Raw genomic sequence first — 26,388 nt, forward strand, 5'->3', positions numbered from 1 at the left:
GGGAGACTCAGGCTTTCACAGCATCGGCCACGTCGCGGAATTCCGCGATCTGGTCGAAGTTCATGTAACGGTAGATCTGGTCCGCGTTGTCCGCAATGACGCCGATCTGCGACATGTATTCCGCCTTGGTCGGGATGCGGCCCAGCGCCGAGCACACCGCTGCCAGCTCGGCCGAACCGAGGTAGACGTTGGTGTCGATGCCCAGGCGGTTCGGGAAGTTGCGGGTCGAGGTCGACATCACGGTGGCGCCCTTGCGGATCTGCGCCTGGTTGCCCATGCACAGCGAGCAGCCCGGCATTTCCATGCGCGCGCCGGTACGGCCCAGGGTGCCGTAGTGGCCTTCCGAGGTCAGCACTTGCGCGTCCATTTTGGTCGGCGGCGCGATCCACAGGCGGACTGGAATATCGGACTTGCCTTCCAGTACCTTGGAGGCGGCGCGGAAGTGGCCGATGTTGGTCATGCAGGAGCCGACGAACACGTCGTCGATCTTGGCGCCGGCCACGTCCGCCAGGGTCTTCACGTCGTCCGGGTCGTTCGGGCATGCCACGATAGGCTCGTGGATGTCGGCCAGGTCGATTTCGATGACGGCGGCGTACTCGGCGTCCGCGTCCGGCGACAGCAGCTCGGGCTTGGCCAGCCACGCTTCCATGGCCTGGATGCGGCGTTCCAGCGTGCGCTTGTCCAGGTAGCCGGTGGCGATCATCCACTTCATCAGGGTGATGTTCGAGTTCATGTACTCGATGATCGGCTCCTTATCCAGGTGCACGGTGCAGCCGGCGGCGGAACGCTCGGCCGAGGCGTCGGACAGTTCGAACGCTTGCTCGACCTTCAGCTTCGGCAGGCCTTCGATTTCCAGGATGCGGCCGGAGAAGATGTTCTTCTTGCCTTTCTTGTCCACGGTCAGCATGCCTTGCTGGATGGCGTACAGCGGGATCGCGTTGACCAGGTCGCGCAGGGTCACGCCAGGCTGCATTTCGCCCTTGAAGCGCACCAGCACCGATTCAGGCATATCCAGCGGCATCACGCCGGTGGCGGCGGCGAAGGCCACCAGGCCCGAACCCGCAGGGAACGAGATGCCGATCGGGAAGCGGGTGTGCGAGTCGCCGCCGGTGCCGACGGTGTCCGGCAGCAGCAGGCGGTTCAGCCACGAGTGGATCACGCCGTCGCCCGGGCGCAGCGCTACGCCGCCACGGTTTTCGATGAAAGCCGGCAGTTCGCGGTGGGTCTTGACGTCCACCACTTTCGGGTAGGCGGCGGTGTGGCAGAACGACTGCATCACCAGGTCGGCCGAGAAGCCCAGGCAAGCCAGGTCTTTCAGCTCGTCGCGGGTCATCGGGCCGGTGGTGTCCTGGGAGCCGACGGTGGTCATCTTCGGTTCGCAGTAGGTGCCTGGGCGGATGCCCTTGCCTTCAGGCATGCCGCAGGCGCGGCCAACCATCTTCTGCGCCAGGGTGTAGCCACGGCCGGTGTCGGCCGGGTTCTGCGGCAGGCGGAACAGGGTCGAAGGGGCCAGGCCCAGCGCTTCGCGCGCCTTGGAGGTCAGGCCGCGGCCGATGATCAGCGGAATGCGGCCGCCGGCGCGCACTTCGTCGAACAGCACGTCGGACTTGACCTTGAACTCGGCGATCACTTCGCCGTTCTTCAGCGCTTTGCCTTCGAACGGGCGCAGTTCGATCACGTCGCCCATTTCCATCTGCGACACGTCCAGTTCGATCGGCAGCGCGCCGGCGTCTTCCATGGTGTTGTAGAAGATCGGCGCGATCTTGGCGCCCAGGCACACGCCGCCGAAGCGCTTGTTCGGGATGAATGGAATGTCTTCGCCGGTGAACCACAGCACCGAGTTGGTGGCGGACTTGCGGGAAGAGCCGGTGCCGACCACGTCGCCCACGTAGGCAACCAGGTGGCCCTTGGCTTTCAGCGCTTCGATCTGCTTGATCGGGCCGATCTGGCCCGGCTCGTCCGGGTTGATGCCTGGACGGGCGTTCTTCAGCATGGCCAGCGCGTGCAGCGGGATGTCGGGACGGGTGGTGGCGTCCGGCGCCGGCGACAGGTCGTCGGTGTTGGTTTCGCCGGAGACCTTGAACACGGTCAGGGTCAGGCTTTGCGGCACTTCGGGACGGGAGGTGAACCACTCGGCGTTGGCCCAGGACTGGATCACGTCTTTGGCGCGCTCGCTGCCCTTGTCCGCCAGTTCCTTCACGTCGTGGAAGTAATCGAACATCAGCAGGGTTTTCTTCAGGCCTTCGGCGGCCACGGCGCCAACCACCGCGTCGTCCAGCAGGTCGATCATCGGCTTGATGTTGAAGCCGCCCAGCATGGTGCCCAGCAGGCGGGTAGCCAGTTCGCGCGAAATCAGCGGGCTGGTTTCCGTGCCTTTGGCAACGGCTGCCAGGAAGGCGCACTTGACCTTGGCGGCATCGTCCACGCCGGCCGGCACGCGGTAGGTGATCAGGTCGACCAGGAAGGCTTCTTCGCCAGCCGGCGGATTGATCAGCAGCTCAACCAGGCTGGTGGTCTGGGCAGCCGAAAGCGGCAGTGCAGGAATGCCGAGGGCAGCACGTTCAGCGACGTGTTCGCGGTAAGCAGCTAACATGAAAGACTCTTTCAGTGAGGGTTAATAGCAGGGGGCGCGCGAGCGCGGCCGCCGAGTGTGTGCGCTATTGTACCTCAACAAGTCTTCTATAAGACATAAGACGAGAGAAAGTCCTTCGTTTCGTGTCCGCGCAGCAACCAACGCAGCGGTCAGGGGACCACGTTGACGATCACCCGCTGATAGCGCGTCAGGCGCGGCGTGCCGTGGTCGGTCACGGCCAGGATGACGTGCAGGGTGCCCGTCCCCGGCGGCAGCACGCGCGTGGTCGGCACGGTAAACCATGCCTTCTGCTGGTCATGGCCGCTGATCTCGACGGGCTGCCCCGAGCGGCCGCTGGACACCACCATGGTGCCGGCCTCCGCATACGCAAACCACGCATACGACAGGCTGTGGCCATCCGGATCGCTGCTGCCCTCGGCGCTCAGGTCCACGCGCGCGCCGCGCCGGGCGGTGAGCTGGGCGGCATGGCCCAGGCGGGGCACCGGCGGATGGTTGGCGCCCGCGTACGGTTTGACGGTCCAGTCCATGCGGGCGGCGAAATCGTTCTGGAAGGCGGCGCGCCAGCGCCAGATGGTGGCGTGGTTGGAGGTATGCCACTTGCCGTCCGCGCCCAGCACCTCGTCCTGCGTGTCGGCCCAGATCGGACGCGTTTCCGGCTGGACGAACCAGCGCTCCTTGCGCGGCGTGTACAGCTCGTAGCGGCCGCCCCAGCCGCCCCAGTCGGGGCGTTCGGGGTTGCTCAGTCCGTTATTGACCAGGTTCAGGAAAGACGGCGTGTCGCCCTCCATCATGAACTCCCAATGCGGATACTCGGCGCCCAGCGGCCCCTTGCGCCGCACGTTGTGCTCCAGCCATTCATTGGACACGATCAGCGCATCGCCGCCGGCAAAGCGGCCATGGAAGTTGTCCCCGGCGATGCCGGACCATGCGGCGTGGTGGTAGCCCCCGCTGGCGTTGATGCCGGGACTGACGATATAGAACAGGCGCGGGAAGTTCTCGCGCAGCCAGGGGCCGCTGTCGTCCTGGTCGGAAATGGCGTAGACGCGCAGTCGGGCGACGAAACGCGCCAGCGCTTCCGGCGAGCGCGTGGCGCGCACCTTCCACAGCGCTTGCGCCAGCACGCTGGACCCGCCCCAGACGGGTACCCACAGCGGACGCGCATCGTCGCGGTCCACCGCCCGTATCAGCTGCTCGGAGGCCGACGAATCCCTGCCTTCGCCTACCCCTTCCATGCCATACACGGGCAAGCCTTCGCTCACCCGCGCCAGCAGCGCCTCGCCAGTTGGGAAACCGGGTTCATGCAATTCCAGGTTGTTGCGCACCTTGCCGTAGGCCGTGACGATCTGGCGGATGCGCTGCGGCGCGACGCGGCCGCGCTGGTGCACCGAAGTGGTGGCGGCAAGACCCTCGATGTCGAACTGATTGGCGTAGACCAGGAAGCGCACCAGCGACATGGCGTCGTCCGGCTCGTTCTCGATATCGGTGAGCACCATCACGCGCGGTTTGTCGGCCGCGCAGGCGCCGGGCGCATAAGCCGTGGCAGCGGCCAGCAGCATGGAAAGCAGAAGTTTCTTCATCAGTCAGGGTCCGTTCACAGCTTGGCGGGGGCGGCCGCTTGCGCGCGCAGCAGGCGCGCGGCGAAGTCGCGCAGGAAGCCGGCGCGCCAGCGGCTGACCGTTTGTGCGCCCTGGTGCGGGCCGACGCTGAATTCCGGCGCAGGATCGTCGGTCCACCAGTTGGGATAGCGCGCGGACGGATGCCGCGCCTGCTCCGGTGCGGCGTTGCGCGAAGTGAAGCCGCCCGTCTGTCCGGCCAGGCCGGGATGATTACTCTCGATGCGGTAGCGCCAAGCCTTGGCCTCTTTCGGGGAAAACAGGAAGCGCCAGGCGCCGCCGGCATCGCGGTAGCCGTTGAATTCCTGATTGTCCACCACCAGCGTGGCTTGCGCCCGCTCTGGTTCGGCGCCGGCGGGGCGGTACACCAGCTCGACGATGGCGAAGGTTTCCACCACGTCCGCCTCCGTGGGCGGTGCGGTAAACGTGACGCGCGGCCGGTCCCATGCGCGCACGAAACGTCCCCCCCAGCCGCCTGCGCCCGGCTGTTCAGGATTGGCGCCCAATACATAGCTCAGCGACGGCGTATCGCCCATCTTGATCTGCGGCGCGATGGTGGTGAAGTAGTCGCCCAACGCGCCCTTGCCTTTCACGTGCTGCTGGACGAAGGAGACATTGCCAAGATCGCCCGACTGCTGCCCGCCGGTGAACCAGCCCCGGTAGCTCGCATTGTTCTCGATAATCCACAAGTCCGGATGGGTGCGCGCGATGTAGTCATAGGCATTGGTAGACCACTTCTTGTTCGGCCCCCCTATCATGTACACGCGCAGTTTGCCCTTGATGTCAGGCGCATCATGCAGCGCCTGCGCCAGGTCTTCGAAGCCGCCCCACAGCAGTACCCAGAGCGGGCGCGGATCGCTGCTGCGCGCGCGCTCGATGATCCAGCTGGAGCCTTCGGTGGCCTGCCCCCAGCCATGCGGCCCCGCGAGGTCCGTGCCGCCCTGTTTGGAAATGGCGCGCAGCCGTTCGGGAGCGGGATAGTGCGGCGACCATGTGCGCAGCTTGGGATAGTCCTGCTCGTAGACTGAAATCAGGCTCAGAAGATGCTGCTTGCGGTTGCGCCCCTCGCCCCATGGCGAGGCGATCATGCCTTCCAGGTCCAGCATGTCGCTGTACAAAAGCAGGTGCACCAGGGACTGGAAATCATCGAAGTCGGTACCGCCGATGTCGGTCGATACGATCACGCGCCTGCGCGCTGTGCCGGCGGCTTGCGCCAGCGGCTTGCCGGCAGCCGCCACCAGCCCGGCCGACACGGCCCCTTTGAGCAGCGCGCGGCGCGGCGCCGATACGGTTGGAGATAGCTTCATGGTCTTCCTGTCTGGTAGCGGGCGTGGCGGAGATTGCGCATCCATTCTACAAACCTATTAGACCAATTGTCAAACCGGTCAGGCCAATATATTGGTAGCACCGTTTCAGCCGCGAGTGTGGTTTTCGCCACAGTTTATGGCTGAAATTCAAGTTTATTGCTTTAGCGCAATGAAAATACAAGATTAGCTTATAGACTATGTGAGCTGCATATCTACATTGAAATTAAACGTTCATCCATAAAAAATATGCAATTAAACGAACACATCCTGCTGATCCGCAAGGGCCCGCCTCGGCCGCAAGACGCAATCGAGCCAATTCCGGCCGCCATGAGGCCGCACGAGATAGCGGACATCGACGAAATCGGCGACGCGCTGACGCTGCTGGCGGAATCAGGGGATGCGATTTCAATGTACGCGGCGGGCAGCCGCAAGGCGGTGCTGGGGCGCATCTTCTCGGTCGACCCCGAGCTGCCGCACTTTGTGATGGAATTGAACCAGGGCGAAATTCTGCCGCCGGGAAAAGTCACCTTTGTCGCCTGGCTGCGCAACGCCAAGATGCAGTTCAGCCTGACAGAGCCCGAGTGGCGATCGCAGCCCGGCCTGCCGGCGCGGATTCCGATGACCTTCCCGGAAACCTGCGACGTGCTGAACCGGCGCGCCAGCGAGCGGCTGGAGACGCCGCTGGGCGCGAATTTCACCGCCTCCTTCGTGGTCAACGGTGCGCCGTACGAGCTGCCGCTGTACGATTTGTCGCTGGGCGGCGTGGGCCTGCGCTGCGCCAAGCACGCAGCACGCGGCCTTATCAAAGGCCGCAAGCTGCTCGACGTGCGGCTCGAACTGGGTCCGCAGACCGTCATCGTCGCGGACCTGGAAGTGCGCCTCACCCGCTCCTACCGCTCCTTCCTGCTCGGCGAACAGCTCCACGTAGGCTGCAAATTCATGAATATGGCATCGGCGACCGAGCGCGAAATATCCAGTTTGATCGACAAGATGAACCACCCCATCCGCCCGCGCTGAAAAATAGGCAGCGGTCAGACAGCAGCGCGCCACAGCCAGCGCAAGCCATCCGCCAGCACCGCGCCGCCGTGTTCGAGCGAATGGCCGCCCTGCCCGACCAGCAGGCAGTGGTCATAGTCGCGGTACGCGAGCGCGCCGGCGAGTGTGCGGTTGGCCAGCAGCCAGTTGCCAAACACGATGTCGAGGTCATGCTCTCCGCTTTGCAGGTACACGCGCAACGGCCGAGCCGCCTCGCACCGCACGCGCGCCGCGCAGCTGTCGGCGCCCCGGATGCCGACGAAACTGCCGCAATGGCTCATCACTTTTCCAAACTGGTCCGGGCGTGCCCAGGCGGCGTTGAAGGCACAGGCGCCGCCTGAGCTGATCCCGGCGATGGCGCGCTGTGCGGGATCGGACGAGAGGCTGTATCCGGCCGTCGCCTGCGGCAGCAATTCCTCCAGCAAGAAACGCACGTAGCGGTCGTCCTGCGCATCGTATTCAACGCTGCGGTTATCGGTGCCGCCATAGATGGGCAAGCCGGGGCCCCGCTCGCCTGGTTCGGCAAACAGTGCGATGGTGACGGGCATCTCCCCGCTGGCAATCAGCATGTCCAGGATGCGCGCGGCATTCGCTTCCTGGCCCAGATAGCGCGCGCCGTCCTGGAACACCATCAGGGCGGCTGGCCGCCGCGCGTCATATTGCTGCGGCACATACAGGGTGTAGCCGCGCTGCACGCCGGGATACAGCGAGGTGCTGCAATGGCGCCCGGCGCTCAGCCTGCCCGCAGGCACGCCGGCATCGACGGCGGGCGCCGCGTACTGCCCGGCCACCAGCAACGACGCGGCAAAGCGCGGCAGGTCCCGCTCGGGTATGCCGGGCAACTGCGCCGCCAGCGCGGCCATCACCGCCTGCCGGGCCGTGTCATTCGTGTCCATGCTGCGCTTCCTCCGGCTGCGCCATGCAGCGCGACATGATGCGTTCAAATCCCGCTGTGGCGCGCGCGACGCCGTCGCTGCGTTCGAGCAGGCGCGTGTCGTGTTGCGCCGCCAGCAGCAGCGCGTAGACCTCGAACACCAGCTGGTCCGGGCAGGTGCCCGCCGCCAGCTGGCCTGCGGCGATGGCCTGCTCCGCGCATTGCTCGAAGGCGGCGCGCCACGCGGCCACGCTGCTGGCCAGTTCGAGGCGCACGGAGCCGGGGCGGTCGTCGTACTCGGCGGCGCAACTGATATAGAAACAGCCCGCCGACTGGCCCGACGCCACCTGCTCCAGGCTCATGGCGAACAGCCGCCGCAAGCGCGCCAGGCCCGGCACGCTGCAGCGCGCCGGCGCGATGACCTGGGCCTCGAAGCGCTGCCGGTACTGGTCCAGCACGGCGAGCTGCAGCGTCTCCCGCGAACCGACGCGTGCCACGACGCCGCTCTTGCTCATCTTGAGCGAGTCGGCAATGGTGCCCAGGGTGAGCGACTCCAGCCCTTCGTGGCTGGCGACGCTGAGCGCGTGGTCGAGAATGGCGGCCCGGGTAGAGGCGGATTTACTGGCATGAACCATGGCGATTCCCCTTCAAAATAAACGCAACCTGTCATACATGTTACTGTAGAATTTCACCGAACGCACCACCATTCTTTGAAATAACACAAAACCTATCCTACAGCCTATGCCAACCATCCTTCATCTGGGCCTCGGCAATTTCCACCGCGCGCACCAGGCGGTATACCTGCAGGCGCTGCACGACCGGGGCGACCGCAGCTGGACCCTCGCCAGCGGGAACATCCGCCCCGATGCCGACGATCCGGCCGCCGCCATGCGGGCGCAGGGCAACGCCTACATGCTGGAGACCGTGTCGCCGTCCGGCCAGCGCAGCTACCGGCGCATCACGGCGATCGGACGCGCCCTGCCCCATGTACCAGGCAACGCCGCGCTGACGGCGATCGGGGCCGATCCCGCTACGCGCATCATTTCGTTCACCGTGACGGAAAGCGGATATGGCCCCGACAGCGGCGCGGCGCTGTACGGCGTGCTGGCCGGGATACTGCGCGCGCGCCGCGCCGGCGGGCATGGAGCCGTGACGTTGCTGTCCTGCGACAATCTGCGCCACAACGGCGATACCGTAAGGCGCGGCCTGCAGCAGTATCTGGCGGCGGCCAACGAACCGGATCTGGCGGCGTGGGCGGAATCGAACACGAGCTGCCCGAATGCGATGGTGGACCGCATCACGCCGCGCCCGACGCCGGCCTTGCGCGAACGGGTGAAGGCCGCCACCGGCATCGACGACGCAGCGGCGGTAGGCAGCGAAACCTGGCTGCAATGGGTGGTGGAGGACAACTTCTGCAACGGCCGCCCCGACTGGGCCGGCGTTGGGGTGCAAATGGTGGCGTCGGTGGCGCCGTACGAGGAAGCGAAGATCCGCATCCTGAATGCCAGCCACAGCTGCGCCGCGTGGGCCGGCGCTCTGGCCGGACACGCCACCATCCACGCCTGCCTGGCCGACCCGCGCATCCGCGCGCTGGTGCACGAGTATGTGACCGGGGCGGTGTTCGACTGCCTGCGTCCCAGCCCGATCGATCTCGCCGCCTACCGCGACGCGGTCATCGAGCGCTTTGCCAGCGCTGCCATCGAAGACACGGTGGACCGCGTGCTGGCCGATAGCGCGGCCAAGCTGTCCGGCTTCATCGTGCCGACGTTAATGGACCGGGTCCGCCTCGGCCTGCCGCTGGACGCGGCGGCCATGCTGCCGGCACTGTACATCCGCCTCTACGGGGAGGTGCGACTCGATCCGTTCTGCGTGCAGAATGCGCAAGTGCGCGCGGCCATCGCTACAGCAGCGGCGAAGCTCGCATCAGCACCGTTTTAAGCGCGAAGCTCGACTTGATGTGCGCCACGCCGGGGATGCGGGTCAGCGTGCGCGTCAGAAAGTGGTGGTAGGCGTCCAGGTCGGCCACCACCACGCGCAGGTTGTAGTCGGCATCGCCCGTCATCAGAAAGCAGCTCATCACTTCCGGCGCGAGCGCAATCAGCTCTTCAAAGCGCGCAATCACTTCTTCCGCCTGGCTGGTCAGCGTCACCGAGACGAACACCGTCATGCGCCCGGCCAGGCGCGCTTCATCCAGCTGCGCCACGTAGCCGCGTATCAATCCGCTCTCTTCCAGCTGGCGCACACGGCGCAGCGTCGGCGTCAGCGACAGCCCCACCTTGTCGGCCAGTGCGCTCCACGCGATGCGGCCATCGAGCGCCAGCTCCTTGAGGATTTTCAGGTCGGTTTTATCAAGATCCGCAGCACTAGTCATATTCACCTACAGTATTTGCCTATCCTGGCAATTCTAACTAATTTTACGCTTTTGTATAAGCTGTTTCAGTCCCATTTACTCAAGGCTCCGCCCTAAAATCGATATACAGACAGAACTCTAACGGGACAAAAAATCATGGCGGCGAACAGCATTTACGCGAACACGCAGGGACGCATTTTCCTGACGGGCATCCAGGCCCTGGTCATGCTGCCGATGCTGCAGCGGCAGATGGACCGGGCGCAAGGCTTGAGCACCGGCGGCTTGGTGTCCGGCTATCGCGGCTCGCCGCTGGGCGCCTACGACCAGCAGTTGTGGAAAGCGCAGAAAGACCTCGCCGCGCACGACATCGTGTTCCAGCCCGGCCTGAACGAAGACCTTGCGGCAACCGCGCTGTGGGGCGCGCAAATGCACAAGGCGTACGGCGAAACCAAGGTCGACGGCGTGTTCGGCATCTGGTACGGCAAGGGTCCGGGCGTGGACCGCACCGGCGACGTGTTCCGTACCGCGAACATGCTTGGCACCTCGCCGCTTGGCGGCGTGCTGGCGGTGTCCGGCGACGACCACGCGGCGCAGTCCTCGATGTATCCGCACCAGACCGATGGCATTTTCCACTCCGCCTCGATGCCCGTGCTACAGCCTGCCAGCGTGCGCGAAGTGATTGAACTCGGGCTGGCCGGCATTGCCTTGTCGCGCTACTGCGGTCTGTGGGTCGGCCTGAAGACCATCGCCGAAGTGGTGGAAACCGCCGCCGCCTTCGACCTCGACCCGCCCGCCCCCTTCATCACTCCCGAGCACGCGTTGCCGGCGCATGGCCTGAACTGGGACCCGGGCATCGCCTGGCCCGGCCAGCGCGCGGAACTGGAACGCCGCCTGATCGAAGAACGCCTGCCCGCCGCGCGCGCGTGGGCCAAGGCCAACCGGCTTGACCGCACCATCGTCGCGGCCCCGCAGCGCCGCTTCGGCATCATCACCGTCGGCAAGGCGCACCAGGACCTGATGCAGGCTTTCGATGAGCTGCGCCTGGGCAGCGCCGACCTGCGCGCCATGGGAATCTCAGTCTACAAGGTCGCCATGAGCTGGCCATTGGAAACCGACGGCGCCGCCGCTTTCGCGGAGGGCAACGAGGAAGTGCTGGTGATCGAGGAAAAGCGCGCCAACGTGGAGACCCAGCTGAAAGAGGCGCTGTACGGCCTGCCGGACACGCACCGTCCGCGCATCAGCGGCAAGCATGCCGGCGCCGGTCCCACCGTGCTGCCCGAAATATCCGAGTTCACGCCGTTGATGGTGGCGCGCGCCCTCGCCGCCCGCTTTGGCGATGCGCTGCCGCTGCTGCGCGAGCGCCTGCAGGCGCTGGAGGCGGCGCACCATCCGGTGAGCGCGGCGGTGATCCCGATCCGCGCACCCTACTTCTGCTCCGGCTGCCCGCACAATACCTCGACCAGGACGCCGGAAGGTTCGCGCACCGGCGGCGGCATCGGCTGCCATGTGATGTCGCTGGCGCAGCCCGAACTGAAGACCTCCACCTTTTCACAGATGGGCGGCGAAGGCGCGCAATGGCTGGGCGCCGCGCCGTTCTCCGCCACTGCGCACATGTTCCAGAACCTGGGCGACGGCACCTACCAGCATTCCGGCCTGCTGGCGATCCGCGCTGCGGTAGCGGCCAAGGCGAACATCACCTACAAGATCCTGTACAACGACGCCGTCGCCATGACCGGCGGCCAGGCGGCCGAAGGCGTGATCGATCCGGCGCGCATCACGCGCCAGCTCGACGCCGAGGGCGTGCTGCGCATCGCGCTGGTGTCGGACAACCCGCAGCGCTGGCAAGGCGACGCGGAGCTGGCACCGGGCGTCACGGTGCACGACCGCAGCGAGCTCGACGCCGTACAGCGCGAACTGCGCGAAATTGCCGGGGTGACGGCCATCGTCTACGAGCAAACCTGCGCGGCCGAGAAGCGGCGCCGCCGCAAGCGCAAGGAAATGCCGGACCCGGACAAGCGCGTGTTCATCAACCAGCGCGTGTGCGAAGGCTGCGGCGACTGCTCGGTGCAGTCGAACTGCATCTCCATCGAGCCGCTGGAAACGGCGTTCGGGCGCAAGCGCAAGATCAACCAGAGCGCTTGCAACAAGGACTTCTCGTGCGTCAAGGGCTTCTGCCCGAGCTTCGTCGAAATCGAGGGCGCCCAGCTGCGCAAGCCCGACGCGGCCCGCATGCAGGCGATGGAAACCGAACTGGGGGCCGCCCTGGCGGCGCCACGCGTCCCCGCCCTGGACGGGCACTTCAATGTGCTCGTGACCGGCATCGGCGGCAGCGGCGTGCTGACCATGGGCGCCCTGATCGGCGGCGCGGCCCACCTGGAAGGCATGGGCTCCACGGTGCTCGATTTCACCGGCCTGGCGCAGAAGAACGGCGCCGTGGTCAGCCAGGTGCGCATCGCGCCCTCGCCCGGCATGATCAGCGCGGTGCGCATCGGCCCCGGCGCCGCCGACCTGCTGCTGGGCGCGGACATGGTGGTGGCGGCAGCGGCCGACAATGCCGGCCGCCTGTCGCCGGCGCGCAGCGCCGCAGTGCTGAACACCGGCGAAACGCCGACATCGGCCGTGGTAAGCCAGCGCGACGCCACCCAGCCCACCAGCCTGATGGCGCAGCGCGTGCGCCAGCGTTGCGCGCCCGGCCGTTTCCATGAACTGGACGCCAGCGCGCTGGCGCAGACGCTGTTCGGCGACACTGTCACCGCGCACACGCTGATGCTGGGCTACGCCTGGCAAAAAGGGCTGGTGCCGCTGTCGTTCGACGCGCTCGACCGCACCATTGAACTGAACGGCGCCGCCGTGGCGCTGAACCGGCGCGCCTTTACCTGGGGCCGCATCGCCGCCCAGCACCCGGACCTGCTGGCGCGCCTGCAGGGCACCGCCGCACCAGCGACCGCAAACACGGCGGCCTCCATGACGATCGACGAACTGATTGCCGCCCGGGCGCAGGACCTGGCGGCCTACCAGGACGAAGCCTACGCCAGCCGCTACCGCGCACTGGTGCAGGTGGCCCGCGACGCCGAACAGGCGCTTGCCGGCGCGGCCGGTGAATTCACCCGCCACACCGCCCTCAGCGCCTATCGCCTGATGGCCTACAAGGATGAATACGAAGTCGCCCGCCTGTACGGCAGCGACGAGTTCAAAGCCAGCCTGTCAGCCCAGTTCTCGGGCACCGGAAAAATGTCGGTCTGGCTGGCGCCGCCGCTGTTGTCACGCATCGATCCCGCCACCGGCAGGCCGCAGAAACGCAAATTCGGTCCATGGGTATTCCCGCTGCTGCGCATGTTGGGCGGGTTGAAGGGCTTGCGCGGCACGCGCTTCGACCCCTTCGGCTATACCGAAGAGCGTCGCATGGAGCGCGCGCTGGCCGAGAAGTTCGAAGAGCAGGTGCGCGCTGCGGCAGCGAACCTGACGCGGGGCAACCTGGCGCATGCCACCGAACTGGCGCGCCTGCCGCAGGAGATACGCGGCTTCGGCCCCGTGAAACACCAGGCCATGGAGCAATATCAGCGCCAGTTGGCGGCGCTGGCCGCCGCCCCCGCGAATGCGGGGGCGATGGTGGAAACAACCGTGGAAATCAAGCGGCCACGCGCTGCGCGAACTGCCTGACCAATTCCGCGTACTCGCCGCTGCGCCGCAGGCTCACGCCGTGGTCGCAGCCGGCGAAGCGGTGCACTGTCGCATCCCGCGCGGCGGCGACGTAAGCGGCTTCGCCGCGCACATGCTTGGTATCGAGGTCGCCGTTGATGAACATCACCGGCTGCGGAATCGCTGCCAGCTTGGCGCGGAAATCGACGCCGCACAGCGCCGCCACCGCCTGCGGAAAGACCGACAGGCTGAAACCGCCCGCCATGGTGGCGGCGACATCCCTCTCTTCCAGCCCGTACTCCCGCAGCAGGCCGGGAACCTTTTCCTCGATCACCTTGCGCTCGTCCTTCAACGCAAAGGTGGCGCGGAACATCAATGCCTTGGCGCGGTAGGGAATGGTGGGCCAGCCCCTGAATTCATGGCTGCTCCCGCCCAGCACCAGACCTTTCAACTGCTCGCGCGGCAGATGGGCGGCCGCCGCCTGCGCGGTATAACCTCCCAGGGAGTCGCCGGCCAGGATCAGCGGCCCGCCGTCCAGCGTCGCGGCCAGTTCGGCGATGGTGCGCACCGCCTCGGGCAAGGTGTAGCGCTCGCTCCGGCGCTTGCCGTGGCCGGGTAGATCCGGCGTCAGCACCCGCAGGCCCGCTCCCTCCAAGTGGCGCCGCACGGGCGCCCAGGACGCACCGTTCAGGGTGGCGCCGTGAATCAGGATCACAGTCATCTGCATTTTTTATCTCCCCAGTCTCAACATGTCCGACAGGATGAGGCAAATTTGACGCGTTAGCAAGCCTGTGGCAGCTTAGACACGCAACCTATCGAACATGTACAACCTGTTTGACAGGTTTATTTTGTGGGCGTATTCTCGGATCAAACCATCCAAGATCAACCATCCAAACACGGGGACACCATGAAACAAGAACTGCCTCCAGTTGCCTACGGCGCCGTCGAGCAGGTCATCGGCGCGCTGCAGCAGCGCTACGGCGACCGCGTCAGCGTGGTTCGGGCCGTGCGCGAGCAGCATGCTCGCGGCGAGGGCCTGTCGACCAGCCTGGCGCCGGACGTCGTGGTCTGGCCCCAGGACAAGGCCGAAGTGTGCGCCATCCTGGCCCTGTGCAATGCCCAGCAAGTACCCATCATTCCATTTGGCGCCGGCAGTTCGCTCGAAGGACATGTCAGCGCGCCGTTCGGCGGCGTGTGCATCGACCTGTCGCGCATGAACGCCGTGCTGGCGGTGCACCTGGAAGACGGCGACTGCGTGGTCCAGCCGGGGATCACCCGCGAAGACCTGAACGCCCACCTGAAAGGCAGCGGCCTGTTCTTCCCGGTTGACCCGGGCGCCAACGCCACCATAGGCGGCATGGTCTCCACCCGCGCCTCCGGCACCACCACCCTGCGCTACGGTTCCATGGCGCACAACGTGATGTGCCTGGAAGTGGCGCTGGCCGATGGCCGCCTGGTGCGCGTCGGCACCCGCGCCCGCAAATCGTCGGCCGGCTACGACCTGGTGCACCTGCTGACCGGCTCCGAAGGCACGCTCGGCATCATCACCGAAGTCACGCTGCGACTGCACGCGCTGCCGGCCGACGTGGCCGCCGCCACCTGCGCCTTCCCCACGCTGGCCGCAGCGGTGGAGGCGGTGGCGGAAATGTCGATGTGCGGCGTGCCGTTCGCCCGCATCGAATTCCTGGACGAACACCAGATCCGCGCCTGCAACGCGCACTCGCACCTGGGCCTGGCCGAGATGCCAACCCTGTTCCTGGAATTCCATGGCACGCCGCTGGCGGTCAAGGAACAAGCCGAACTGGCACAGGAAGTGGCGGCCAGCCATGGCGGCGTCGACTTCCAGTGGGCCACGCGCCCGGAAGACCGTTCCCGCCTGTGGCACGCGCGCCACCTGGCCTACTTCGCCGCGCTGGCGCTGCGCCCCGGCTGCGTGAGCATCGTGGCCGATATCTGCGTGCCGATGTCGGCGCTGGCCGAATGCGTGGGCATGGCGCGCGCCATGATCGACCGCGAAGGACTGGTCGCCCCCATCCTCGGCCATGTCGGCGACGGCAACTTCCATGTGCTGTTCATGCCGATGCCGGACAACGCGGCCGAGCACGCGGCAGTGGACCGGGTCTACAGCGCCATGGTCGAACGCGCGCTGGAAATGGGCGGCACCTGCACCGGCGAGCATGGCATCGGCATGGGCAAGAAGGACAAGCTGCTGATGGAATATGGTGCGGATGTGGTTGGCCTCATGCGCACGATCAAGCAGGCGTGGGATCCCAACATGATCCTCAATCCAGGGAAGATATTCGGCGCATAAGCTGCCCCGGCAAGTCGCAACACCACTATAAAAATCAGGAGACAACCATGCAATCAGCCCCACGCCTGCCCCGTACCGCAACCGCCGCCGCAGCGGCCCTGCTGTGCGCCATGCAATCCATTCCCGCCATGGCGCAACAAGCCGAAGCCAACCAGACCGTCGACAAGGTGGTGATCACCGCGCAAAAACGCGAGCAGGCCGCGATCGACGTGCCGGCCTCGGTCACGGCGGTGGTCGCCGAGCAGCTCACGCGCGACGGCAAGACCAAGCTCGAAGACTACGTGGCGCAGATTCCCGGCCTGTCCCTGTCCTCCTTCCGCCAGGGCTTCAGCCAGGTCACGCTGCGCGGCATCACCACCGGTGTGGCGCAGTCGGCGTCGAGCACCGCCTTCTATATCGACGAAGCGCCCATCGGCTCGGTCAACGCGTATGCGGCCGGCAGTTCGGTCACGCCGGACATCGATCCGGCCGACCTGCAGCGCGTGGAAGTGCTGAAGGGGCCGCAAGGCACGCTGTACGGCGCCGGCGCCATGGGCGGCATGGTGCGCTACGTGACCGCCGCGCCGGACTACCGCGCGTTGCGCGGCAGCGTGACCCTGGGCGGCAACGCGGTCAAGAACGGCGGCAATGGCAAGAGCGGCCGTTTGTTCCTGAACGTACCCTTCGCCGACAACACCATGGCGCTGCGCCTGTCCGCCTTTGAACGCACCGACGCCGGCTACATCGACAACACGCAAGGCAGCGCCAAGGACGTCAACGAGACCAAGGTGCGCGGCGGGCGCGTGGCCTTCAACTGGCTGATCAACAGCGACTGGAAGCTGTCGGCCTTCGCCCTGACGCAAAAGGTGCAAGGCGACGCCAACGGCATCGTCGATGTCGATCCGGCCACGCTCAAGCCTCTGCGCGGCGACCTGACGCAGACCCGCTACGCGCCCGAAGTCTCCACCGCCAAGCTGGACGTTGCCAACCTGACCCTGAACGGCAGCATCGGCGGCCTGACGCTGGTGTCCTCCACCACGGTGCAGGATTTCGACGCCTCGCAAGGCGCCGACGGCACCTATGGCTATGGCGTGGCACTGGGCGCGGCGTTCAAGATTCCGGACCTCGGCGTCTCCTACGCACAGGCCACCACCACGCGCCGGGTGTCGCAGGAAATCCGCGCCGGCGCAAGCGCGCTGGGCGACAAGCTGACCTACGAGGCTGGTGTCTACTACACCAAGGAAGACAACACCAACCGCATCCCCGGCTTCCGCCCGTTCTCGACCACCACCGGCACCACCTATCCTCTGCCCAGCATCGTCAAGGCCTCGATCGACAGCAGCTACAAGGAATGGTCGGTGTTTGCCAACGCCACCTACGCCGTCAGCGACAAGTTCGACGTGCTGGCCGGCGTCCGCCACGGCAAGGATGACCAGGTCTACGCGCAGGACTACAGCGGCCTGCTGGTCGGTCCCGCGCCGGTGGTGATCAATTCCGGCTCCAGCGAGAACAAATCGACCTACCTGTTCACAGCGCGTTACAAGCCGTCCTCGGACGCCGCGCTGTATGCGCGCGTCGCCAACGGCTTCCGTCCCGGCGGCCCGAACGCCGTGCCGCCCACCGGAGCCGGCAACGCCCCGCAAACCTTCCAGCCGGACACCCTGACCAGTTATGAAGTGGGCTACAAGGCCGTCATGGCCGAAGGAAAAGTGTCGCTGGAAGCGGCCCTGTTCAGCACCGACTGGAAAGACATCCAGATCCAGACCAGCGCCAATGGCTTCAACTTCTACGTCAACGGCGGCGCCGCCACCAGCAGGGGCGCGGAAGCGTCGCTCATGCTGTTCCCGGTCCCGGGCCTGTCGCTGCGCGCATCGATCGGCTACACCGACGCCAAGCTGAGTGAAGCGGCGCCCGCGGCCGGTGGCCTGGACGGCGACCGCCTGCCTTTCGTGCCCAAGGTCAGCGGCTCGCTGGGCGCCAATTACCGCTGGAACGTCGGCGGCGGCTTCAAGGCGTCGGCCGGCGCAAGCATCAACTACACCGGCGACCGCCGCTCCGACTTCAGCCAGCGTGCCGCGCAAGACGTGCCCTCCTACAGCACCATCAACATCAGCGGCGGCATCGAGAACGGCAACTGGCGCCTGTCCCTGTACGGCAAGAACCTGGGCGACAAACGCGGCGTCACCTTCCTCAAGTCCCTCTCGCTGCAGCCGCAAGGCAGCCCGTTCGGCGCAGGCGTGATCGCGCCGCGCACCTTCGGCGCCGACATCAGCTACCGCTTCTGACCATGGCCACCGTCCACTCCAAAGCGCTCGGCGAGTTCATGCTCGCCAGCGGGACCGTGCTGCCGCAGCTGGTGGTGGCCTATCGTTCGATGGGCACACTGAACGCCGCCGGCACCAACTGCGTGCTGGTGCTGCACGGCTATACCACCGGCACGGCCATGCTGGAGGAAGGCGCGAACGTGGCCGAAGGTTCCTGGAGCGTCCTGGTTGGTCCCGGGCGCCCCATCGACACCGACAAGTACTTCGTGGTCTGCCCGAACATGCTCGGCTCGTGCTACGGCAGCACCGGCCCCGGATGCGGCGCCGAATTCCCCGCCATCACGGTGGAGGACATCGTCAATTCGCAGAAGGCGCTGCTCGATGCGCTGGGCGTGCGCCGCCTGGCAGCGGTGGCCGGACCGTCGTTCGGGTCCTACCAGGCCTTCCATTGGGCGCTCAGCTACCCAGCGATGGTGGAGCGGGTGGTGGCCGCAGTCGGCGCGCCCTTCCATCCCATGCCGCCCGGCGCCGCTGCGGCGATCCGGGCCGGGCTGGAGGCCGCCGACGGATGGCAGGCATGGTGCAAAGGCGATGCCAACGCCATGGTGCCGCACCTGGCCGCCATGCGCGTCAATACACTGACCACCTACGGCGTGGACGCCGAACTGGCGCCGCGCATTCCCGACCCGGCACAGCGCGCGGCCGAGATCCAGCGCCTGGCGCATGAGTGGGCCGGGGAATTCAATCCCATGTCGCTGGTGGTGCTGATGCAGGCCGCCGAAGCGTTCGACCTGCGCGCGCACCTGGGCCGGATCAAGGCGCCCGTGCTGTACGTGCTGTCGCGCACCGACCCGGTGTTCTCGCCAACGCTGGCCGGCGAGGTATTGGCCCTGCCCGGCGCGGCCGGCTGGGCCTACCGGGAACTCGACAGCGAAAAAGGCCATTTCGCCTCCGGCGCCGACGCGGCGCTGTGGGCAGACGATTTACGTCTCTTCATGAACCAGGAGGTAGCAGCATGAAAACTGCCATCGCACCAAGCGATCCGCACGGACTGGCCGGCGCGCAGCTTGCCACCGCACCGGCTGCGGACACACTGGCCGGCCCCGGCGCCATGAGCAATGCCTACCGCACCTACGTGCTGGTGGCGCTGGCCGTGGTGGGCTTCATGTGCTCGGTCGACAAAGTCGTCATCTCGATGTTCATGGAGCCGATCAAGAAGGAATTCCTGCTCACCGATACCGAACTTGGCCTGCTCAACGGCCTGGCGTTCTCCCTGCTCGGCGGCCTGGTATCGATCCCGCTGGCGCGCATGGCAGACCGCGGCAACCGCAAGTGGATCATCACGCTGAGCTTCATCGCTTGGACCTTGATGACAGGCCTGTCGGGCATGGCGACCAGCTTCGCGCTGCTGCTGGCGGCGCGCATCGGCGTCGGCGTGGGCGAGGCGGGCTGCGTGCCGGCCAGCCATTCGATGCTGGGCGACTACTACCCGCGCGAACTGCGCGGACGCGCCTACGCCACCCATTTCAGCGGCGTCTACCTCGGCATGCTGGGCGGGATGCTGGGCGGCGGCATCCTGGTCCAGACGGTGGGCTGGCGCCTGGGCTTCATCTGGCTGGGCATCGCCGGCGCGGTCATGGCGCTGATCTTCCACTTCACCGTGCGCGAACCGCTGCGCGTGGACCAGCCGCCCCCCGCCACGCTGGGCGCGGGCATCTGGGGCCAGCTGGGCGACCTGCGCTGCTTCTTCATGCTGATGCTGGCGTTCTCCTTCGTCGGCCTGGCCGGCGCGGTCGGCGCCTGGCTGCCCAGCTATTTTGAACGCGCCTTCCAGATGAAGCCGATGACAATCGGACTGGGACTGGGGCTGTGCATCGGCCTGGCCAGCGGCATCGGCGCGCTGGTGGGCGGCCAGGTCAGCGTACGCCTGGCCAGGAAGTCGCGCTCCGCCGCAGCCCGCTATTCGGCGCTGGTGAGCTGGGCCGTGCTGGTGCCGCTGATCGCCAGCTTCCATGTCCCCAACCCGATGGTCGCACTGGGCTTGCTGTTCCTGGCTTTCCTGGTAGCCGGCACACTGGCCGGGCCGGTATTCGGCACCGTGCAGGACCTGGTGGCGCCGCAGGCGCGCGCCACGGCGGTCGCCATCATCGGCGTGGCCGGCGTGGTGATCGGCCACGGCATGGGGCCGGTGCTGGTCGGCCTGCTGAGCGATGCGCTGCAGACCAAGGACAATGGGGTGGACGGCCTGCGCAGCGCCATGACGGCCATCGTGCTGGTCAATTTGCTCACAGGAATGTTCTTCTGGCTGCTGGCACGGCGCATCGCGCGCGTGTATCCGGGCCGGCACGCGCAACCTGTTTGACAGGTCTGGCGCGACACGTTAGGCTAATGCGATGAACTCGATTGCCCCCACGATTGCGCCCATCTCAGCGCTTGAACGCCCCACCCTGTCCTCCCAGGTGGCCCGCCACCTGCTGGCACTGATCAACCGCGACCAGCTGCGGCCGGGCGACACCGTGCCGAGCGAAGTGCAAATCGGGCTGGACCTGAAGGTCAGCCGTGGCAGCGTGCGCGAAGCCTACCGCACCCTGGCGGCACTCGGCATCCTGGAAATCGAGGGCGGACGGCGGCCGCGCCTGAAAGCCATCGACCCGCAAGTGCTGGCGCAGGTGTTCGACTACGCGCTCACCACGGCGCAGGTCAGCGTGGCGCACGTCATCGAGACCCGGCGCGCCATCGAACTGCAGACCGCACAGCTGGCGGCGCGCTACGCCACGCCGGCCCAGCGCCAGGCGCTGCGCGACCTGGTGAAGCAAATGCGGGCAGCCGGTTCCGACCACGTGCGCCGCGTGGCCTGCGACACCGCGATCCACACCATCATCGCCGAAGCCAGCGGCAACCCGCTGAACAGCATCCTGCTGGCGGCCCTGCGCACGCCGGTGGAGGCGTCTTCGCGCATCCACTTCGACGACAGCCGCAGCGAGAGCGAACTGGTGCGCGTGATCGACGCGCACGACGCCGTGGTGGAGCGGATCTGCTCCGGCGATGCGATGGGCGCGGTGTCGGCCATGTCCTACCACTTCGACATTTCGATCGTGCACGTGGAGCGCAACGGCACACCCGAAACCGCGCAAGCGCTCGGCACGTGACCTGTGCCTGGTGTATGCTGCTGCGATTTCCAGCATTCACCATCCGAAAGCACACCATGAAACATCTGTTCTCCTCCTGCGCCATCGCGCTGACCCTGACTTTGACGCTGGCCGCCTGCGACCGCGCCAAGGCCCCGCCGGCGGCCGCCGTACCTGCGGTAGCCTTCCAGAAGATCGACAGCGTTGCCGGCACCGGCAAGGAAGCCGTGGCCGGCAGCACCGCCGTGGTCAACTACACCGGCTGGCTGTACGATCCAGCCGCGCCCCAGCTGCACGGCAAACAGTTCGATTCCTCGGCCGGTCGCGGTCCGTTCGACTTCCAGCTGGGCGGCGGCCAGGTCATCAAGGGCTGGGACGAAGGCGTGCAAGGCATGAAGGTGGGCGGCAAGCGCACACTGATCGTGCCGGCCGCCATGGGCTACGGCGACGGCGGCGCAGGCCCCATCCCGCCCAATGCCACCTTGATCTTCGACGTGGAGCTGCTGGACGTCCGCTAAAGCGGGACCGCCTCATCTTGTAATAGAATTACCTAGTCAATATTGCAATTCCTGCCGCTATCGCGTAGTTTACTGCTAAATAGTAGTAAAACTACACAGGATCGAACGCCATGGATTTGCAATTCCGCCCTACCCCGGCCCGCTTGCCGCACGCCGCGCCCGGTGGCGTGCGCTTCGTCTTCGACGCCGCGCCCGACACCCGCAGCGTTGCGCTGGCAGGCACGTTCAACAGCTGGGCAGGCGACGCCTGCTTGCTGGAGCGCGTTTCCGCCACGCGCTGGCAGGCCACGCTGCCGATTCCGGCCGGGCGGCACCTTTACAAGCTGGTCGTCAACGGCACCGACTGGATCGCCGACCCCGCCAATCCCTGGATCTCGGAAGACGGCCAGCACAACTCCTGCCTGACGGTCGATGAATCCGGCGTGGTGCTGATGCGCCAGGCCGGCCTGAGCGCCGCCGCGCCGGGCCCGCTGCACGCGCGCGCAGCGCTGGCCAGCCCGGACTGGCTGCGCGACGGCGTGATCTACCAGCTCTCCGTGCCTGCCTTCGGCGGCAACTTCGACGGCGTGCGCGCCAGGCTGCCCTACTTGAGCGAGCTGGGCGCAAACGTGCTGTGGATCATGCCGCTCCACCCCATCGGCATCGAAGCCCGCCGGGGCGCGTCGGGCGACCCTTACGCGGTGCGTGATTTCGACGCCATCGATCCAACCCTGGGCGATGCCGAGGCCCTGCGCGCGCTGGTGGACGCGGCGCACGCGCGCGGCATGCGTGTGATCATGGACTGGACGCTCAACCGCAGCAGCGTGGACCATCCGTTCACGCGCTCGCATCCGCACTGGTACACGCGGCGTGCCGACGGCAGCATCTATTACGCCGTTCCCAACCGAGAGTACTTCGCCGGCTTCGACTTCACCGACCGCACACTGCGCTCCTACCTGATCGGCAGCATGTGCGGCTGGCTCGAGCGCTTCGGCTTCGACGGCCTGCGCTTCGACGATTCCGACATCACGCCGCTGGATTTCCTCGACGAGGTCCGCGCGGCGCTGGCAGCCGTACGCTCCGACATCGCCCTGATCTCCCAGTCCTACGACGAATTTCACCACCTGGCCGCCTGCGACCTGACCTACGAAGGCGGCACGCGCGAGATGCTGCGCCGCTGCGCCCATGGCGAGGCGGATGGCGCCGCATTCGCCCGCTATTGGAACGAGTCCACCTACAGTTTCCCGCACGGCGCCTTGCGCATGCGCTGGCTGGAAGACAAGGAACAGGGACGCGCATCCGCCTTCCTGGGCCGCGCCGCCCATCGTCCGGCGGCCGCCGTGCTGCTGGCCATGGACGGCGTGCCGCACATCCTGATGGGGCAGGAATTCGACGAGCCGAGCTGGACTGGCTGGCCGGTGCTGTTCGATCCCTACCGGCTTGACTGGAACACCTTCGACAGCGGGCTGTTTGCGCACTACCAGGCCCTGATCGGCTTGCGCCGCCGCCATGCCGCGCTGCGCACCGGCGCCACGTCGTTTCTGGATGGATTGCCGGCGGGCGCCATCGGTTTTACCCGCAGTGCCAGGGACGGGCACATGGTGGTGCTGGCCAACCTGTCGCCGTCGGAATTGGCGCTCGATGCCGCACTGGCGCGCGCACAGCCGCTGTACGCGTCGGGCTGGCAGGCTCAACACGCCACGCTGGCGCCGCATGGCTGGATGATAGGAACCATCGCAGCTCCTGACAGCGACCGTCATATCAGTTAGAGTTCTGCCTGATGTGCCAGCCAGCGAGCGTGGCCCAGAAACACGTTCCAGTTTCGCCATGCGGGATGACCGGCTTATGGATTCCACTGTCCACACTATTCAAAGCGAAGAATTCATCAGGCTGAATTTCCCCAGGCTGGCCGCCGCACTGGAATACATGCCGGTTGGGGTGACCATAGTCGATCGCGACCTGACCATCCGGTTCTGGAATCCCGCCTTTTGCCAGTTGCAGCGCCTGCCGGCCGACGTGATGCACGCCGGCGTCACCATGGGCGATGTATTCCGCGCCCTCGCCGCGCGCGGCGACTATGGGCCAGGCGACATCGACGGGCTGGTGGCAGCCAGGGAGGCGCTGTGCCTGAAGTTCGAGCCTCACAATTTCACCCGCATCAGCGTGGACGGCGTGGTGCTGAACATCGTCGGCCGCCCCATCTACGGCGCGGACGGGGCGGTCAGTGGTTTCGTCACCATTTATCACGATGTGACATCCGAGCGGCACTACGAACAGCAGCTTGAGGCCAAGAACGAGGAACTGCTGCAGGCCAAGCGACTGGCCGAGGCGGCCAGCATGGCCAAGGGCCAGTTCCTGTCCAATATGAGCCATGAAATCCGCACGCCACTGAATTGCGTCATCGGCATGGCCTACCTGGCGCTGAAGACCGAGCTGGACCCGCGCCAGCGCGACTATCTGGAAAAGATCCGCTTCGCCGGCGAGCACGTGCTGGGCATCATCGACGACATTCTTGACATTTCCAAGATCGAGGCCGGCAAGATGGACCTGCAGCATGTCGACTTTTCGCTCGACCAGGTGGTGCAAACGCTGACGGCGGTGGTAGCGCCAAAGGCGGCCTCGCGCGGCCTGGAACTGGTGTTCGACCTGGATCCCGCGCTGCCGCCGGTGCTGGTGGGCGATCCGCTGCGGCTGAAGCAGGTGCTCATCAACTACGCCAACAACGCCATCAAGTTCAGCGAGCAAGGCAGGATCGCCTTCCGCGCGCGCATGGTGGCCAGCGGCGCCGACGGCTGCCTGGTGCGCTTTGAAGTGAGCGACCAGGGCATCGGCCTGTCCGAAGCGGAGATGGCCAAATTGTTCGTCTCGTTCCAGCAGGCCGACACGTCGACCACGCGCGAATATGGCGGCACCGGCCTGGGCCTGGCGATCTGCAAGGAACTGGCAGAACTGATGGGCGGCCGCGTCGGAGTCGACAGCCAGCCCGGCGTCGGCAGTACATTCTGGTTCACGGCCCAACTCGGCATATCGCCCCGGCCCATGTCCACGCTGATCAGCCAGATCAGCGACGCTGCCGGCGAACTGCTGGCCAATTCCCGCGCATCGGCCATGATGGCGTCGCTGCGCACGGCCCGCATCCTGCTGGTGGAGGACAACGTCTTCAATCAGCAGATAGCGCAGGAAATGCTGGAAGAAATGGGCGCTGCCGTTTGCCTTGCCAACAATGGCGCGGCCGCGCTGGAGCTGTTGCACAAGACCGATTTCGACTGCGTATTGATGGACTTGCAGATGCCGGTCATGGATGGGCTGGAAACGACGCGCCGCATCCGCGCCTCGCCGCGATTCGGCCAGATACCGGTGCTGGCAATGACGGCTACCGCCACCACCGAAGCCCGGGTGCGCTGCATCGATGCAGGCATGAACGACTTTATTTCGAAGCCGGTGCAGCCGGCGCTGCTGTATCAAACCATCGCCAACTGGCTGCCTCCGCGCGTGCCGCCGGCCGAGCCGCAGCCGGCGGCGCCGGCGCCCACGGCTACTGAGGTCATTGAGGCCACGGCCGCGCACGGCGGCAACCCGGACGTGATAGACCTGTCGGTGCTGGCCATGCTGCTTGGCTACGATGCGGAGAAAGTACGCAAATTCGCCGCCAAATTCCTGCACAGTTCACAGGAGGGCGTGCGCGATATGGAGGCTGCGCTGGCCCACGGCGACCTGGACGCCGTGCGCGAACTGGGCCACCGCATGAAGGCGGCAGCACGCACCGTCGGCGCGTTCCGCATGGGCGACTTGTGCGAGCAGCTGGAGCAGCTTGCGCCGTGCGAGGCGGACAGTGAACGCGCGCCCGCCATGGCCATGGCCATCGTGGAACAACTGCAAACGCTGCTGCAGCAGATAGCGGCGCACATTGCGCAACACACCGGCTGCCCGGCTGCCTAACCGGACCAGCAACAGGCAAATCGCCAACGCCGCCATGGGGGCGGCAAGGTGGCGGAGGCGGGGTGGTTTAATCAGGATCTTTGGCCCCTTCCCATTCCAGGTGCACGACCTGGTACCCGCCGTCCTTGAGCAACTTTAACAGCACGGGCAAGGCGTCCGCCAGCGGCCCGTAGGCATCGTGCATCAGCACGATGCCGCCGCCGGCCGCTTTCAGGTTTTCAGCGAGGCGGGCCGCAAGGACGCCGGTCGTCACATCCGCTTCCCAATCGCCGATACCGACGTCAATCGAGAAGACCGCGATATGCTGCGCCTGCAGCGCCGCCATCAAGGTCGGCGTTTCCGCCAGCATGGGAAAGCGATAAGCCGGCGCCGCCGCGCCCAGGGTCGCCTGGTAGACTTCCTGGGTTTTCTTCAGGTCGGCCAGTTGATCGGCGGGTGCCAGATGGCCAAGATAGGGATGGGCATAGCTGTGCATTGCAGCCGAATGGCCGGCGCGGACAACGCTGCGCGCAAGGTCCGGGAATGCGGCCATGTTATTGCCGACCATGAAGAACGTGGCCTTGACACAGTGATCGGCAAGCGCTTTGAGCACGCGCGGCGTGGTGTCCGGGCGCGGACCGTCGTCGAAGGTCAGGACCACCTCTCCCTTGCGCAGCGGCAGCGCGGTATGCTGGCTCGCGCCCCAGGCGCCGTACTCGCGCTTGAGTATGAGCGTGCGGGCCGTGCCCAATGCGTCGGCGCCGCATTCCGCCGCAGCGGCGGGAAAGCCGAATGACACGGCGGCGATGGCAAGCAAGGCAACCGCAGCGGCGCTGGCGGAGACCGGAGGGCGACGGCGGCGCACCAGGCCGCCGGCGGC

Annotated in this window: 19 protein-coding genes; 11 read left to right on the forward strand and 8 right to left on the reverse strand. The window is 66.5% G+C overall.

Annotated elements, in window-relative coordinates; translation table 11 throughout:
- Positions 1 to 7: 7 nt before the first annotated feature.
- From acnB to AC6H42_RS30925, 3 genes are all read right to left on the reverse strand, one after another.
- Entirely contained in the window at positions 8 to 2,593 is a 2,586-nt protein-coding gene (gene acnB, locus AC6H42_RS30915; protein WP_057153763.1) for a bifunctional aconitate hydratase 2/2-methylisocitrate dehydratase, read from the reverse strand.
- Between the two features lie 149 nt (positions 2,594 to 2,742).
- Positions 2,743 to 4,170: a DUF1593 domain-containing protein gene (locus AC6H42_RS30920; protein WP_082551573.1), complete on the reverse strand. Its 1,428-nt coding sequence runs from the start codon at positions 4,168 to 4,170 to the stop codon at positions 2,743 to 2,745.
- 14 nt (positions 4,171 to 4,184) lie between these two features.
- Positions 4,185 to 5,513: a nucleoside hydrolase-like domain-containing protein gene (locus AC6H42_RS30925; protein ID WP_082551572.1), complete on the reverse strand. Its 1,329-nt coding sequence runs from the start codon at positions 5,511 to 5,513 to the stop codon at positions 4,185 to 4,187.
- A gap of 246 nt (positions 5,514 to 5,759) precedes the next feature.
- Here AC6H42_RS30925 and AC6H42_RS30930 point away from each other — a divergent pair, with 246 nt between their 5' ends.
- A complete protein-coding gene (locus tag AC6H42_RS30930; protein ID WP_082551571.1) occupies positions 5,760 to 6,530 on the forward strand; it encodes a flagellar brake protein in 771 nt (256 codons plus the stop codon).
- 14 nt (positions 6,531 to 6,544) lie between these two features.
- Here the strand turns inward: AC6H42_RS30930 and AC6H42_RS30935 are convergent, their stop codons facing one another.
- Both AC6H42_RS30935 and AC6H42_RS30940 read right to left on the reverse strand, forming a co-directional pair.
- On the reverse strand, positions 6,545 to 7,444 hold the full coding sequence (locus AC6H42_RS30935; protein WP_497549726.1) for an alpha/beta hydrolase: 900 nt from the start codon (positions 7,442 to 7,444) through the stop codon (positions 6,545 to 6,547).
- Complete coding sequence (locus tag AC6H42_RS30940; RefSeq protein WP_497549727.1) at positions 7,431 to 8,057, reverse strand: TetR/AcrR family transcriptional regulator; 627 nt, start codon at positions 8,055 to 8,057, stop codon at positions 7,431 to 7,433. The genes AC6H42_RS30935 and AC6H42_RS30940 overlap by 14 nt, the downstream gene beginning before the upstream one ends.
- 106 nt (positions 8,058 to 8,163) lie before the next feature.
- Between AC6H42_RS30940 and AC6H42_RS30945 the strand changes: the two genes are divergently transcribed.
- Positions 8,164 to 9,360, forward strand: a complete 1,197-nt coding sequence (locus AC6H42_RS30945; RefSeq protein ID WP_497549728.1) for a mannitol dehydrogenase family protein — start codon at positions 8,164 to 8,166, stop codon at positions 9,358 to 9,360.
- On the opposite strand, the gene AC6H42_RS30950 is transcribed toward AC6H42_RS30945, so the two are convergent.
- On the reverse strand, positions 9,323 to 9,793 hold the full coding sequence (locus AC6H42_RS30950) for an Lrp/AsnC family transcriptional regulator (protein ID WP_497549729.1): 471 nt from the start codon (positions 9,791 to 9,793) through the stop codon (positions 9,323 to 9,325). The two genes, AC6H42_RS30945 and AC6H42_RS30950, sit on opposite strands and share 38 nt — an antisense overlap.
- Positions 9,794 to 9,928: 135 nt before the next feature.
- Here AC6H42_RS30950 and AC6H42_RS30955 point away from each other — a divergent pair, with 135 nt between their 5' ends.
- A complete protein-coding gene (locus tag AC6H42_RS30955; RefSeq protein ID WP_497549730.1) occupies positions 9,929 to 13,432 on the forward strand; it encodes an indolepyruvate ferredoxin oxidoreductase family protein in 3,504 nt (1,167 codons plus the stop codon).
- On the opposite strand, the gene AC6H42_RS30960 is transcribed toward AC6H42_RS30955, so the two are convergent.
- Entirely contained in the window at positions 13,401 to 14,138 is a 738-nt protein-coding gene (locus AC6H42_RS30960) for an alpha/beta fold hydrolase (protein WP_497549731.1), read from the reverse strand. The two genes, AC6H42_RS30955 and AC6H42_RS30960, sit on opposite strands and share 32 nt — an antisense overlap.
- Before the next feature lie 180 nt (positions 14,139 to 14,318).
- Between AC6H42_RS30960 and AC6H42_RS30965 the strand changes: the two genes are divergently transcribed.
- The 8 genes from AC6H42_RS30965 (at position 14,319) to AC6H42_RS31000 (ending at position 25,529) form a co-directional block, all read left to right on the forward strand.
- Entirely contained in the window at positions 14,319 to 15,722 is a 1,404-nt protein-coding gene (locus tag AC6H42_RS30965; RefSeq protein ID WP_497549732.1) for an FAD-binding oxidoreductase, read from the forward strand.
- Between the two features lie 47 nt (positions 15,723 to 15,769).
- On the forward strand, positions 15,770 to 17,986 hold the full coding sequence (locus AC6H42_RS30970) for a TonB-dependent receptor (protein ID WP_497549733.1): 2,217 nt from the start codon (positions 15,770 to 15,772) through the stop codon (positions 17,984 to 17,986).
- Between the two features lie 2 nt (positions 17,987 to 17,988).
- Positions 17,989 to 18,984 (forward strand): alpha/beta fold hydrolase, encoded by a 996-nt coding sequence (locus AC6H42_RS30975; RefSeq protein WP_057153753.1) that lies wholly within the window; start codon positions 17,989 to 17,991, stop codon positions 18,982 to 18,984.
- On the forward strand, positions 18,981 to 20,327 hold the full coding sequence (locus AC6H42_RS30980) for an MFS transporter (RefSeq protein ID WP_057153752.1): 1,347 nt from the start codon (positions 18,981 to 18,983) through the stop codon (positions 20,325 to 20,327). Before AC6H42_RS30975 ends, AC6H42_RS30980 begins: the two co-directional genes overlap by 4 nt.
- Before the next feature lie 31 nt (positions 20,328 to 20,358).
- Positions 20,359 to 21,114 carry a FadR/GntR family transcriptional regulator gene (locus tag AC6H42_RS30985; protein ID WP_082551569.1) on the forward strand — a complete coding sequence of 252 codons (756 nt, stop codon included), beginning with the start codon at positions 20,359 to 20,361 and terminating at the stop codon, positions 21,112 to 21,114.
- A gap of 56 nt (positions 21,115 to 21,170) precedes the next feature.
- The gene (locus tag AC6H42_RS30990) at positions 21,171 to 21,611 is read left to right on the forward strand and encodes an FKBP-type peptidyl-prolyl cis-trans isomerase (protein WP_057153750.1); all 441 of its coding nucleotides are present in this window, start codon (positions 21,171 to 21,173) and stop codon (positions 21,609 to 21,611) included.
- A 110-nt stretch (positions 21,612 to 21,721) separates the two neighbouring features.
- Entirely contained in the window at positions 21,722 to 23,359 is a 1,638-nt protein-coding gene (locus AC6H42_RS30995) for an alpha-amylase family glycosyl hydrolase (protein WP_082551568.1), read from the forward strand.
- Between the two features lie 76 nt (positions 23,360 to 23,435).
- Positions 23,436 to 25,529 carry a response regulator gene (locus AC6H42_RS31000; protein WP_497549734.1) on the forward strand — a complete coding sequence of 698 codons (2,094 nt, stop codon included), beginning with the start codon at positions 23,436 to 23,438 and terminating at the stop codon, positions 25,527 to 25,529.
- A gap of 67 nt (positions 25,530 to 25,596) precedes the next feature.
- Here AC6H42_RS31000 and AC6H42_RS31005 read toward each other — a convergent pair.
- Positions 25,597 to 26,388 (reverse strand): polysaccharide deacetylase family protein (locus tag AC6H42_RS31005; RefSeq protein ID WP_497549735.1); only part of this gene is annotated, 792 nt, incomplete at its 5' end.

Source organism: Massilia sp. NBRC 108631 (assembly GCF_059704565.1).